This window comes from Marinobacter sp. SS21, assembly GCF_028369065.1.
Classification (GTDB): Bacteria; Pseudomonadota; Gammaproteobacteria; order Pseudomonadales; family Oleiphilaceae; genus Marinobacter.
Map to the genome: position 1 here is coordinate 147,842 of NZ_JAQNDA010000002.1, position 12,918 is coordinate 160,759.

A 12,918-nucleotide genomic window follows, 5' to 3' on the forward strand; every position below is an offset into this window, starting at 1 on the left:
CCCGGCTCATTCTGTGGCTGACTGTCCTCTGTTGTCAGATGTCTGCCCGAGAAGGTTTCCATAAACGGTGAAAATGAACTGGCCCGCCTTGCGGCCCCATAAAATACCCTTCCGCCAGCGCCTGAGCCGGGCATCGGTGGCGCTGATTCAGCGTCGGCTTCCAGGTTCTGGACGTTCCGAATTGCTGTTCATCCAACGAGCACAACGGGAAGGGGACCCCTGGTCCGGTGACATGGCATTTCCCGGCGGTCGCATGCAGCCGGACGATGCCGGACCGCGCGCCACCGCCGAGCGGGAAACCCTGGAGGAGACCGGGCTGAACCTGTTGCGGTATGGCCGCTTCCAGGCCCGCTTGTCCGACCTGATTACCCGCCATCACAGCCGTTGGCGGCCCATGGTGGTCACACCCTATGTCTACGAGTGGCATGGGCCGGAGGAGCCGTTACTGAATCATGAGGTGCAACGGCTGGTGTGGATTCCGCTGGAGCACCTTGCCGCGCCGGAACATCAGTCCCGGCGTCCCTTTCGTACTCCGGTGGGCACGGTCGGGCTGCCCTGCTGTCGCTACCAGGATTACTGCATTTGGGGGCTGAGTTACAGCATGCTGCAGGAACTGCTGGCGCGAGATCCGCTCAGCCGCTGAACGGCTTTCCTGGCCAAGGTAGTAGCGGCTCCCGTCAATCTTGTCTATACCTTATTCGTACCAAGGAACTGGGTAACGTCGGTATGGATACACTTCGCTCGTTTTGGCAACAGCGCTCCCTCAGATTCTGGTTAGTCGTGGGCCTGGCGATGGTCATGCTGCCCGTATGGCTGCTGGCAACGCTGGGTTACGCCCGCCTCCACCGTGACATTGTCCAGCCACTGGTTACTGTGACTTCCCAGCAGAGCCCGGCCCTGCAACCGCTGAATCGCATCGAGCGCAGCTTTCTGGATGTCTCCCGTTTGTTGGAGGGCGCCTCTGCCGAAGGGGCCGACGGGCGTGTTGAGGGGGTTGTCCTGCAGCGGGCCCGTATCAGTCGGGCTTTTGATCGGTTTGGCAACGAATTGGGCCAACTTCATCAGGGCATTCGAAGCGAGAACAATGCCGTCCACCAGCGTGTCCTGGCGGCGGTGGAGAGAATGGATGCCTGGGCGCTGACGGGCGGGTTATCCGCACTGCTGGTGGGCGCTTTGGGGCTCTGGATCATCCATCGTGTGCTGATCGAGAACTTCAACCGTGTGTCAACGGGGGCGGTGCGGCTGGCGCAGGGCGATCAGGATCATCGCATCGAGGTGCGTATGCCCAAGGACGTGGCTGAGGTAGCGGACACCCTGAACACCCTGAGGGACAGCCTCGTCAGTCAACAACAAGAACTGGCGGCAACGTCCGTTAGCGACCGGCTGACGGGGCTCAATAATCGCCGCTACTTTGAACAGGCGCTGCGGCAGGAGCTGCTTCGGGCGCAGCGCTTTGCTGATCAGTTTTGCCTGATCCTGCTGGAAATCGATCATTTCAAGGGCGTTAATGACAGCTATGGTCATCAGCAGGGGGATGAGGTCCTGAAACTGGTTGGCGGCCACCTTCAGGCGACGGTACGCCAGGTGGATGCCGTCTGCCGCTATAGTGGTGCGAAGTTTGTGGTGATCATGCCCCACTGTGGCCCGGATCAATGTCGCGATTCGGCTGGGCGCTTGCGACGGGTGATTGCTGAGCTGCCGATCCCGCTGGCGGATGGAACGGCGATTGCGGTGACCTGCACCTTCGGCGGCGTGGTGTACCCGGACCACGCCGCCACGGGAGATGGCTTGATCCGTCGGGCCGATAACGCACTGTATGAGGCCAGACGACATGGTCACAATCGGGTCCTGATGGTCGGTGATGTGGTTGCGGAAGGTCCCAGCGTCCAATAGCCGAAGTGGGTGAGTGTTGGTGCCGGCGCACAGCTGGCGTTTGCGTGTGCTGCTGAATTTTGATCTATCTTAATCAGACGCCCGGAACAATAAGACGCCTCGTTATGGATGAACTTGCCGCGGAAATTCGTGCCCACTACTGCAAGGTCCGACGTCAAAGTGAGACGCTGTGTGCTGGCCTGGAGCCAGAGGATCTGTGTCTTCAGGGGATGCCCGATACCAGCCCTTTGAAGTGGCATTTAGCCCATACCACCTGGTTTTTCGAAACCTTTGTCCTCAAACCGTTCCACGCCGGTTACCAATCCTTCAATGATTGCTTTGAGTACCTGTTCAACTCCTATTACAACGCCGTTGGCAAGCAGTATCCCCGGCCCCGGCGTCACCTGCTGTCCCGGCCCACGGTACGGGAAGTCAGCGCTTACCGGCAGATGGTGGATGAGTGCGTATTGGGGTTGCTGGAAAGTCCTGGGACGGCGGACTGCGCCGAACTCTGTCACCGACTCATCTTGGGCCTGAATCATGAACAGCAGCATCAGGAACTGATGCTGACGGACCTCAAATACTGTCTGTCGCTGAATCCGCTGGCTCCGGTATACAACGATACCCCCATACCGGCTAGTCAGGCCTCGCCGTTGACCTTCAGCGAATTTCCGGGGGGGGACGGAGAGATGGGCTGCGGCCGGGCCGGCGGCCAGGCTGACTCTGTCGGCGGCTTCTGTTATGACAACGAAGGGCCACGGCACCGGGTCTGGCGGGCCCCGTTTGGGTTGGCGAACCGGCTGGTAAGCAACGGCGAGTATATTGAGTTCATTGAGGCCGGCGGTTACCGAACGCCAGCCTGGTGGCATTCCGATGGCTGGGCTACGGTGCAGTCAGAGCAGTGGCGGATGCCGCTGTACTGGCGCCGAGAGGGACAGCGCTATGTTGCCTTCACCCTACATGGTGAGCTGGAAGTCGACCCGGCCGCGCCGGTGTGCCATGTCAGCCTGTACGAGGCGCAGGCATTTGCGGCCTGGAAAAACCTGCGCCTGTGCAGGGAATCAGAATGGGAACAGGCGGCCGCGGGGGTAGCACCGGCAGGGCAGCTGTGGAACCGCCTTTGCCACCATCCGCTCGCGCCTCCGGCCAACCAACCGCAACCACGACAGCTCTATGGCGCCGTCTGGGAGTGGACGCAGAGCGCCTACAGCGCCTACCCGGGCTATCGGGCCCAGGCTGGTGCCCTCGGGGAATACAATGGCAAGTTCATGCTGAACCAGATGGTGCTGCGTGGCGGCTCAGTGGCAACCCCGGCAGACCATATTCGCGCCACCTACCGCAATTTCTTTTACCCCAGAGACCGTTGGCAGTTCAGTGGCATACGGTTAGCCTACGACCTGTAAGGAGGCAGTGTGCACTCCCGAGTCAGTGATGCACAGGAACAGTCCCAGAAGCCCGCCAGCGGGCTTCATTTTCACAACGTCAAACCGCCGTTGGTGGACCAGCGTGAGGAAATCCTCAGCGGACTCCTGGCAACCCGCAAGTCCGTCTCACCCAAGTACTTCTATGATGAGGCGGGAAGTCGTCTGTTCGATCAGATCACCGAGTTGCAGGAATACTATGTCACCCGCGCCGAGCGCAGTATTCTCGAGCAGCAGGGGCGGGCGATCTGTCGCTATTTAACGAGGGACACCATGCTGGTGGAGCCAGGTAGCGGCAGCAGTGACAAGATCAAGATGCTCCTGCAGCACTACCTGCCCGCAAGCTACGCGCCCATCGAAATCTCCGAGTATTACCTGGAACGGGCTGCGTACCAGTTGCAACGGGATTTTCCCGAGCTGGTAGTGCATGCCGTGTGTGCGGACTTTACCAGTCTGGACCGGATGCCCGCGTCCGTGCCTGAGGCACCCAAGTCGGCATTTTTCCCCGGTTCCACCATTGGCAACTTTGAACGGGGGGAGGCGGTGCAGTTGCTGAAAAACCTCCATCGTATGCTGGGCCCTCACGGCAAGTTGTTGATCGGGGTGGATCTGATCAAGCGTCCAGAGCGGTTGCATGCGGCGTACAACGACGCCCAAGGCGTTACCGCTCGTTTTAACCTGAACCTGCTCAACCACATCGGCCGGATTTTGAAGCGTCCCTTCGACCTGGACCGTTTCCGTCACCTCGCGTTCTACAACAAAGACCAGAACCGTATCGAGATGCACCTGGAATGTCAGCAAAGCCACACCATGGAGGTGGCTGGACAGACACTGGTCTTCCATAAGGGGGAGACCATACACACCGAGAATTCCTATAAATACAGCGTTGAGGGATTTGAAACCCTGGCGCTGGAGGCGGGATTCCTGCGGCGGCAGACCTGGACCGACCGAGACCGCAACTTCAGTTTTCATTGTATGGAAACGGTGTGAATGGATTCGGTGGTCGGCGGACGCCTCAATTCCGGTGGCTGCTACCGCGAATCGCAGGCAAACTGAGGCTCCATGGCGAACTTGTGGGTCAACTTTTGGATGAAAGCAGCGAAATACGGGATAGCGGTGGCGGTGCTCCTGGCCATCTTGCCATTAATGGCGAGCGCCGAGTTGTTCATAGGCCATTGCCGGGACCGGCTTCCCGAGCTTAATCCCTTGGGCATGCGCTGTGCGGGCCCAGGGGCGGAAGTCATCGAACGGGCCCTGGCCTACACCGGTCATCAGGTCGAATGGGTGTCGGTGCCTTGGGCCCGGACCTTGTATATGGCTCAGCGGGGAGCGGTGGATATTCTCCCGGTTCACTCTATGGCGCTGGCCCGGGAAAGCTACCTGCTTCCAATTCATTACGGCAGCCGTAGCCGCTCGGTCTATTACTTTGCCCGAGCCGCCAGTACCATTCGGGTGGCCAGTTTTGACGACCTGTTCCAGTATCGCATTGGGGCCCTGAGAGAAAGCTTTTACTCTGAACAATTCAATACCGCCCAGGGGCTCGATGTGTTTTATGCCACCGAGCCTGATCAGCTCATCAATATGTTGCTTCACAACCGACTCGACGTAGTGGTCACCAGCTCCTTCCATGAACCGGATCTGTATTTCTCCAATCCTCGCCTGACACAGCTGGAGTATGTCGAGTACTTCGTCAATGAACGCTACTTCAGTATTCCGCTTGCATCGCCCATGGCCCGCCATTACCAGGACATCCAACAGGTCGTTCGGTTGATGCGGGACCGAGGCGAAATCAACGAAATCTATCGGCTCCATGGGGTTCCCGCACCCAGTCGAAATCCGCCGCTGGAACCTTGAGGCTCGCTGAATACCGCCTGCAATCGACAGAACAACTCGCCACCACCGGCTTGCCAATTTGTAACCGGGTTGGTCTCGGAAATTCGCTAAACTGGCGCCGAACGCCCCGGAGGGCGCCCAGAGACGATTCGGAGCTATTCATAGGCTCCCTCAGCAAAGGCATGAGTGATGGCGGCGACGACACTGATTGGCCAGCTCCGGCGACGGCTGCTGCAGCTGCTGGCTGGCGTTGTGGTGTTGATCCTTTCGGTCGTGCTGCTGTTGCGTTTTATTAACCCACCCACCACGGCGTTCATGGCGTCATACACACTGGCCCATCCAGACCGGCCGGTACAGCAGGAGTGGGTCGCGCTGGAAGCGATTTCTCCCTCGATGCGACTGGCGGTGATTGCCAGCGAAGACCAGCGATTCCCCCACCATTGGGGGGTGGATGTCAGCGCCATCCAACAGGCCGTTTCGGAGTATTACGAGGGTGGAGACCTGCGTGGCGCCAGCACCATCACCCAGCAGACCGCCAAGAACCTGTTTCTATGGAATGGCCGCAGCCTTGTGCGCAAAGTCATGGAGGCCGGGCTGGCCCTGAGCCTGGAGACGCTCTGGAGCAAAAGCCGGGTGTTGGAGGTGTATCTGAATATTGCGGAGTTTGGTCCGGGCATTTACGGAGTGGAAGCGGCCAGTCTGGCTTATTTCGGTGTGCCCGCGCGGCAGCTGTCGCCAAACCAGGCGGCCCGACTGGCTGCGGTGTTGCCCAACCCCAAGGTGCTGAACGCGGCCAATGCGTCGCCTTATGTCTTGAATCGGGCCAGCTGGATCCGTCAGCAGATGGTGAGATTAAAAGCGCAAAACTATCTACAGGCGTTGTAACTGCAACTCGCCAGCGGATTCCAGGCTCGCCGGCCAGGATGCGGTCACTTTCGCACCCTGGCCAGTTATGGCGCCGTTGCCAGCGTGGCCGAGAGGATTATTCCTCCTCCTCTTCTTCCGGACACAGTTCCTGGTCTTCGTTGTTGCAGAACCCGTCTTCCTCCGAGAAAGTCTGGTTGCCAAACGAGCCGTTGGGTCGCAGCTCGATGGCACCCACCTCCACTTTCAGTGGCAGGTCGGCGGGCAAGGCCGCCAGGTATTCGCTGGGCACGGTCAGGGCATTGACCGTTGCGGGCACCCGTACCGAGAAGGTGAAGGCGGACCAGGCATCGTCGTCCGGCTCCATTACCACCTCATAACCGGCGATACCGCCCTCCGGTGTCGGCATGAACAGGTCTGGCACGGTGGTGCATTCCCCCAGATCATCGCCGTAACTCCAGGAGATTTCCGAGCCGTCGAAGTCCACGTCGGCGGGGGCGGCGGGAATGCTATGGGTCAGAATGGTACTGCCCGCCAGTTCGCCGCCGTTCTCAAGTTTCAGCCGAAACTCATAGAAACCGGCCGGAAAACGTGCGAGAAACTCGGGGAGCGTTACAACTTCGTCATCCTCCTCTTCGGCCAACTCGTCTTCACACACCGGTTCGCTACTTTCGAAGAAGTTTTCCGTCAAGAGTTGGTCCCGCAGGTGGGACGAGGCGATTTCATGAAAGAGTTGTGAACCGTCAGGCCCCATGATCTTGGCTTGGCGCCAGCCTTCGGCATCGAACAGCACATGGAAGCCGATGTCGCCGTCGGAGGCGTTGATTTCGATGATCACCTTACATTCGCCCAACTCATTGCAAGGAGCGTCGGCGAACAGGGGAGCGGAGAGTAGGGGGGACAGAAACAACGACAGGCCAAGACCTGGCCGTTTGAGTGAATATAACATCTGTGGATCCTCCTTTATCGAGGCCTCGTCGAAAGCTGAGGAGGCGTGGGCCGGAGGTGGCCGCTTGCAGCACGGTCTACTCCTGTTTGTTACCAGGAACTGCTTTGTGGAAACGCAGAAACGCAGAAACTGGGTGGGTACAGCTCAATATCTTGCGCATATTCTATGCCAACGAACAAAAGCTCATGAATTCAATGGATTGAAAAAATGGCAGTTGCACAGGTGTATAAAATTTGGACATGCCGTCGAGCACCAGGAAAGCTGCCTGGCTAGCCGTTGAAATCTATCCATAAAACGCCACCTGAAATTTGCGCTGTGGCACGGGATTCCGCGTCAGCTTCAACAGCGATACAGTTTCCAGACCAGGCGGTGTTCAGAGGCCCCATGTGAGTCTGGTGGCGGTGTCCCTGGATCGGGGATACTGTCTTGTTGGATACTCAAGTGCTTGGACAATCAACGCGCAATGGGCACGCCATGACTGAACAGCAGATCGCCATTACTTTACCTAACGGCCACCCCATGCGGGCTCGCTGGCTCCGGCCGGACAGCCCCAACCCCCATCAAGCCGGCATTATCGCCGTCCACGATATCTTCGGGTACACCGAGGATATGGCGCGTATCGGCCAACGGCTCGTCAAGCGTGGCTATTCGGTGCTGATTCCCGATCTGTACGATCTGCCGGGCAGCAAGCCGCTGTGTGTGGTGAAAACCCTGAAAGCCCACGAAACCGGCGCAGGGCAGGCATTCGAACAGCTGGAGGCATGCCGGTTGTGGTTACTGGCGCAGCGTGACGAGACGATTACCCAGGTTGGCGTGATGGGTTTCTGCATGGGTGGGCGTTTTGCCGTACTTTATGCCAGCCGGGCCCCGGTGCAGGTGGTGGCTCCCTTTTACGGCGGGATTCCCCGCCACGCCGAGGCTCTCAAGGGCATTTGCCCGGCAGTGGGTGGCTGGGGACGGCGCGACTTGATCTATGGCCACCATGGCGACCGGCTGGCCAGTCACCTGGACGCCTTGGGTGTACCCCACGACATCAAAACCTACGACAACGTGGGGCATTCCTTCATGAATAACCACCAGAGCTTCACGTTCAAGAAGTTGGGCGGACTGTCGCCGTTGCGGGCCAGGTACGACGCGGGGGCCGCGGAAGACAGCTGGCACCGGGTGTTGGCGTTTTTCGAGCAGGTGTTTTCGGGCGCCTTCAGCACTGGCGCCTGAGGTGCTGCTACTTCATCTCGAAGCCCCGGCCCTTCAAAAAGTCGCGCATATGGGGACGCAGCTTGGAGGTAAACAGTGGTTTGAGCTGCTCCGACCAGCTGGTGTCCTTGTTGCCCCCGGTGCGCGCCAGGTAATACTGGCGCATGGTGTTGTCGAACTCGGCGATGTGGGCGCGGTCCTGTTCATCCTGGTAGTAGTCCTGCTTGAGAATGGATGCGAGCGGCAACCGGGGTTTAACCTCCGGGTCCTGCTCCGGGTAGCCCAGGCACATGCCAAACACCGGATAGACGTGGTCCGGCAGTCGGAGCAATTCGCTGACCTCGGCCGGGTTGTTTCGAATGCCACCGATGTAACAGAGCCCAATGCCCACCGACTCCGCCGCCACTGCCACATTCTGGGCCATCAGCGCGGTATCAATGCTCGCGACCAGCAACTGCTCGGTCATGCCGCGGATGACCTCGGCCCCGGCGCGTTCGGCCGCGTCGGTGGAGCGTTTCATATCGGCACAGAACACCAGGAAATCCGAACAATCGGCCACGTAGGCCTGGCCGCCGGACAACTCTGCCAGCGTGCGACGATTGTCGGCATCGACGACACGGATAATGGTATAGGCCTGAACATGGTTTGAGGTGGCAGCGCTTTGACCGCTGCGAATGAGCGCCTCGAACAGATCCTGTGGAATCTTCCGATCGCTGAATTTGCGGATGGAACGGTGTGACTGAAGCAATTCGATGGTTGAATTCATAAGGCCTCGCGGTCGTTATCCAGGCACGGTAGCAGACCCCTCATTCTGCCCGTTTATTAAATAGGATGCGAACGATGCGGTTGTGGCAATGGTGGTATTGACTAAGTACTGGCATTGACCAAGCGCCGTTATTTCGTGGCTCCCTGGCGGCAATACTGTCGTTTTTCCAACTCTGTGCTAATACTAACGATTGGTTCGCGGTTTGTTTATTGAGAGCAGGCCAGAATTCGGCCAGGGAACCGAGTGTCGAGGGAGTGACCGGAATGTCCATTTATCAACGGGTGATCGCCGCGTGTATCGGCCTGGTCTGTGTTGCCATCGTAACCTTCAGTGTGTTGGTCTTCCTGGGGGGGCGGCAAATTCTTCACAGCTCCCTGGAGGATCGTTTAAACGCTGTTGCAAATCATGAGCAGGACAAGATCAGCGCAATCCTGCTTGCCTGGCAGGACCGAGTGGCCTTGATCGCCAGTCGGACTCAGCTGCGCATCAGCCTGCGGGAATATCTGGTGTCAGGAAACCCTCAGGCCTTGTTGCGGGTTCAGCGCATCATCGGCGATGCCAGGAACGCGGTGCGTGCCGTCAGGGGCATTGCGATCGGCCCTGCCAACGGCGATTTGCTTACCGAGACCGGGCTCGCACACAGCAGCATGGTTGAGCGGGTTGATCTGGACGCTGGCGACTCGGCACCGGTGCGGATAATGCGGGATGCGGATGGCCTTTTTTATGCCCAGCTACAGGCACCTCTGCTACTGGATGGCGAAACGATTGGCCATGTCTGGGTGCTGTTGTCCGCCGATGAGCTGATTCAGGCGACCAGCGATTACACCGGACTGGGTTCGACGGGAGAGATCCTGCTGGCGGCGTACGATCACCAGGGCGAGGCTATCTATCTGACCCCGCTTCGTCACCTGCCGGAGGCAAGCCTGACGCCGGTTCACGACTTCGCCCAGGAACCCAAGGCATTGCGACTGGCGTTGACCGGAGAGGAGGGGCTTATTGAGGAGGTGATGGATTACCGTGGCCAGGCCACCATGGCGGCCATACGTTATCTCCCTAAGTGGCAATGGGGCCTGGCGGTAAAAATAGACCGGCCGGAGATTCTTGCCCCCATCCGCCGTTATCAGAATGTCATTATGATCCTGGCGGCTGCGTTGATTATCGTCGCGGTGGCGCTCGGGGTGGTGATCGCCAATGCCATTGCACGCCCAGTGGTTAACCTGGCAACAGAAGCTGGCCGAATACTGGCCGGGGAGCACCGTCTGCGGGCAACGGTCAATCGAAAAAATGGCAAGGAAATTCATGACCTGGCAGTCGCCTTCAACCGCCTCACGGATTACCTGCTGGAAGCTAATGCCAGTCTTGAGCGCCGGGTTTCCACCCGGACCCGAGAGCTGCAAACCCTGAATGAAACCCTGGAACAGCAGGTACGCGAACGCACCGCAGCGCTCGCCACGGTTCTGACCGGCCGCTCGGCCAGACATGGCACCCCTCAGAGCGCAGAGCCGGAAAAAGGGCCTGAATCCTGACCGAAGGCGGTCCCTGGCCCCGGCTGGTATCCGTCTCAGGCCCCGCAGTTCGCCATGCCCGAACGATCCCGCCAGGGTGCTGTCGATCTTTGAACCAGCCTCGCGGATGTCGGTGTGCGGTCAGGTCGACGCATTGGCAGGGCGGGAGTGCTATGCTGTAGCTATCTGCTCCGCAATTATCCACGCTGTCTTGGTAGGCCCAACCAGGAGGTGCGATGTCCTTGCCATCTGCCGGTGCACAGCATTATGTGCTGCTGTTGATCCCCGCTCTGTTGCGTGAACTGGAGCGGATGGGGGTTGAGGCCGTTATTGCCAAATCCGGACTTCCCGAGAATGAAATTACCCGTCTTTTTTTTCAAGCCCGGTCGCTGGGCCGGAATTTGCCGGTGCATCCGGCCTCCCTGGGGCCGGACTTGTGGCCGGAGCTTCTGCAGTGGGCAAGGGTGCTGACCAGTCTGGTTAATCTGATCTCTCAGGATGATCTGCTTCATGCCCGAAATCAGGCGGTTAGCCAATACCTTCCCCAGGCTCGACAGCACTTGCTTGATGAGTTGGCCCGCCAGCGTGAGGAAGGCGAAGTCGACTTTCACCTGGCTGGTATGGTGCGCGGCGAACAAAGCGCCAACCACGCAGATGAAATCTGCATGGAAGCGCTGCGCCTGGAGCGTGAACAGCGCTACGACTCCATCAATCAGCTCATCCATTCGGGCCTTTCCGAGCTCCAGTCGTCGGTGGTTCGGGAGGCGCAGGATTATGCCCGTGAAGGCATGCTCCGCCCCCCTGACGATTTCAGCACACTGGATCTGGTCATTCGGTTACTGGACCTGCTAAAGGCGGAAATAGCTGAGGCTTGTGGTCAGGGGCGTAATCCGGGGGACGATTCCACCATCGCCAGTGTCGTGCTTGGGCTTGGCAATCTTCTGTATCGTGAGGAACTGGGGTTGATGGCACACCGGGCCGGCGATGTGAATTTGCTCTAAGTTTGGCTGGCGCCGCGAGCAACCCTGTGAGCCGATCGGTATCGACAGCGGGAACGGCACCGATCGGTTCAATGCGGCGACACCTCGGTATCTGCAGCGACACCCTGGTCACCGCAATTAAACCCGGGCCACTGCTATTAAGAATTGGTAAAGGGTTTGAGCTTGTCGTCCAACGCGGCTACGCGGGATTTCAGTGCGGCAATGTCCTTGCAGAGGCCATCGCAATCGGCCTTGCCAATGGCATGGGCCTGCAGTGCTTGCTGAACCCGCTTCTCGTAGTTGTCCAGAATCGTTTCCAACGACAGCTCAATGCGCGGCGCCGTCGCTGCGGCCACCGGCTTGGCTTTGAGCTCCGGGCGGACCCTGGCGGCGTTCCAGCGTTGTTCAAACTCCTTGTGACTCAGGTGCTTCATGGCGTTTTCTCCTTAAAACGTAATCTGGTTGACGCTCACGCCGTTGGCTTCGAAGGCCTTGGCGGTGATGCCATGGATGGCAACCGGCAGTTGAATGTCCTGCAGTTGTACGGCGCCCAACTCGGCACTGAGTTCGGCATCGCTGATGACCATGGCGCCAACATTGAGGTGAACCGTCGGCGTGACCTGTAGGGTGACCTTGAGGATGCCGAGATCAACACTGAGGCTATGGGGGGAGGCGGCCGCGTCGGCTTGGAAATCGCCGCTGCGGATCTGTGGGATCTGGATCTGCGGGATCTGCAGGTTGCTGAGGGTCGCCCCCGGTAACGTCAGGGCCTGCTCCGGCGTGGCTTTTGCCACCTCAAGAGTCTGGCTGCTGGCTCCCGGAATTTCCAGGGAGCTGACGCTGACCTCGCCAACACCCAGGCCGGTCAGGTTCAGCCCCGCGCTGGGCACCGCCAGTTTACCGAGGTCGGTCTCGCTCACCGTAAATGTGCCCAGCTGCAGGTTGGTGATGGGCTTCATTTCGGCGAGCAGCTGGGGAATGTCGATCCTGGGCATGGCCAGTTCGATGTTGTCCAGGTCTGGAACCTCGACGTCACCCAGTTCCACCGGAATGTCGAGCTCTCCCAGGTCGCTGGCGCCCTGCCAGTGGCCCACCCAGCCCAGGTCAATCTCCCAGTGCAGACGGAAATCCAGCGACACCAGGGCGCGCACGTTGTTCAGCAAGGCGCTACTGTTGGCCAGTCGGGCCGAGCTGTTGGTAATGGCGAGATTGCCGATGGAGGCGTTGCCCAGGTTTACTTTGCTGATTTCAACGTCGTTCAGGCTGGCATTGCTGACGCTGACACTGCTGATGCTCAGCTTGCGGGTGGTTTGTCCCGCCAGGACGCCCAATCGGCTGAGAAACTCTCTGGATAGGGGCAGGGACTCAATCAGTTGTTCGGTGGATGGAAGTCGGTCTTTGATGGGCATGTTGCGCTCCTTGCGTTGGTTCTTGCGTACAGCATTCGGCCGTAATCCTTGGATGCGGCAGCATGCAGTATGGCACAGACCGACCGGGATTCCTTGGCGGCTGGCAAAGTGGCGCAACCTGA

13 protein-coding genes are annotated in these 12,918 nt (G+C 59.2%); 9 read left to right on the forward strand and 4 right to left on the reverse strand.

Annotation, left to right across the window (positions count from 1 at the left end; genetic code table 11):
- Positions 1-73: 73 nt before the first annotated feature.
- From N6L25_RS02905 to mtgA, 6 genes are all read left to right on the forward strand, one after another.
- Entirely contained in the window at positions 74-643 is a 570-nt protein-coding gene (locus tag N6L25_RS02905; RefSeq protein WP_271977658.1) for an NUDIX hydrolase, read from the forward strand.
- A gap of 83 nt (positions 644-726) precedes the next feature.
- Positions 727-1,893, forward strand: coding sequence for a GGDEF domain-containing protein (locus tag N6L25_RS02910; protein WP_271977660.1), 1,167 nt, complete (start codon positions 727-729; stop codon positions 1,891-1,893).
- 104 nt (positions 1,894-1,997) lie between these two features.
- Positions 1,998-3,275, forward strand: a complete 1,278-nt coding sequence (egtB, locus tag N6L25_RS02915) for an ergothioneine biosynthesis protein EgtB (RefSeq protein WP_271977663.1) — start codon at positions 1,998-2,000, stop codon at positions 3,273-3,275.
- A gap of 9 nt (positions 3,276-3,284) precedes the next feature.
- Positions 3,285-4,283 (forward strand): L-histidine N(alpha)-methyltransferase, encoded by a 999-nt coding sequence (gene egtD / locus N6L25_RS02920; protein ID WP_271977665.1) that lies wholly within the window; start codon positions 3,285-3,287, stop codon positions 4,281-4,283.
- A gap of 99 nt (positions 4,284-4,382) precedes the next feature.
- A complete protein-coding gene (locus tag N6L25_RS02925) occupies positions 4,383-5,147 on the forward strand; it encodes a substrate-binding periplasmic protein (RefSeq protein WP_271977667.1) in 765 nt (254 codons plus the stop codon).
- Positions 5,148-5,315: 168 nt separating this feature from the next.
- A complete protein-coding gene (gene mtgA / locus N6L25_RS02930) occupies positions 5,316-6,011 on the forward strand; it encodes a monofunctional biosynthetic peptidoglycan transglycosylase (protein WP_271977669.1) in 696 nt (231 codons plus the stop codon).
- A gap of 97 nt (positions 6,012-6,108) precedes the next feature.
- On the opposite strand, the gene N6L25_RS02935 is transcribed toward mtgA, so the two are convergent.
- Complete coding sequence (locus N6L25_RS02935; RefSeq protein ID WP_271977671.1) at positions 6,109-6,939, reverse strand: hypothetical protein; 831 nt, start codon at positions 6,937-6,939, stop codon at positions 6,109-6,111.
- Positions 6,940-7,413: 474 nt separating this feature from the next.
- Here N6L25_RS02935 and N6L25_RS02940 point away from each other — a divergent pair, with 474 nt between their 5' ends.
- A complete protein-coding gene (locus N6L25_RS02940) occupies positions 7,414-8,157 on the forward strand; it encodes a dienelactone hydrolase family protein (RefSeq protein WP_271977673.1) in 744 nt (247 codons plus the stop codon).
- A 7-nt stretch (positions 8,158-8,164) separates the two neighbouring features.
- On the opposite strand, the gene nfsA is transcribed toward N6L25_RS02940, so the two are convergent.
- Positions 8,165-8,902 (reverse strand): oxygen-insensitive NADPH nitroreductase, encoded by a 738-nt coding sequence (gene nfsA, locus N6L25_RS02945; protein ID WP_271977675.1) that lies wholly within the window; start codon positions 8,900-8,902, stop codon positions 8,165-8,167.
- Positions 8,903-9,165: 263 nt separating this feature from the next.
- Here nfsA and N6L25_RS02950 point away from each other — a divergent pair, with 263 nt between their 5' ends.
- A complete protein-coding gene (locus N6L25_RS02950) occupies positions 9,166-10,428 on the forward strand; it encodes a hypothetical protein (RefSeq protein WP_271977678.1) in 1,263 nt (420 codons plus the stop codon).
- 215 nt (positions 10,429-10,643) lie between these two features.
- Positions 10,644-11,408, forward strand: coding sequence for a hypothetical protein (locus N6L25_RS02955; RefSeq protein WP_271977680.1), 765 nt, complete (start codon positions 10,644-10,646; stop codon positions 11,406-11,408).
- A 137-nt stretch (positions 11,409-11,545) separates the two neighbouring features.
- Here the strand turns inward: N6L25_RS02955 and N6L25_RS02960 are convergent, their stop codons facing one another.
- Together N6L25_RS02960 and N6L25_RS02965 are read right to left on the reverse strand one after the other, a co-directional pair.
- Positions 11,546-11,821, reverse strand: coding sequence for a hypothetical protein (locus N6L25_RS02960; RefSeq protein WP_271977682.1), 276 nt, complete (start codon positions 11,819-11,821; stop codon positions 11,546-11,548).
- A gap of 12 nt (positions 11,822-11,833) precedes the next feature.
- Complete coding sequence (locus N6L25_RS02965) at positions 11,834-12,796, reverse strand: hypothetical protein (RefSeq protein ID WP_271977684.1); 963 nt, start codon at positions 12,794-12,796, stop codon at positions 11,834-11,836.
- Positions 12,797-12,918: the final 122 nt, after the last annotated feature.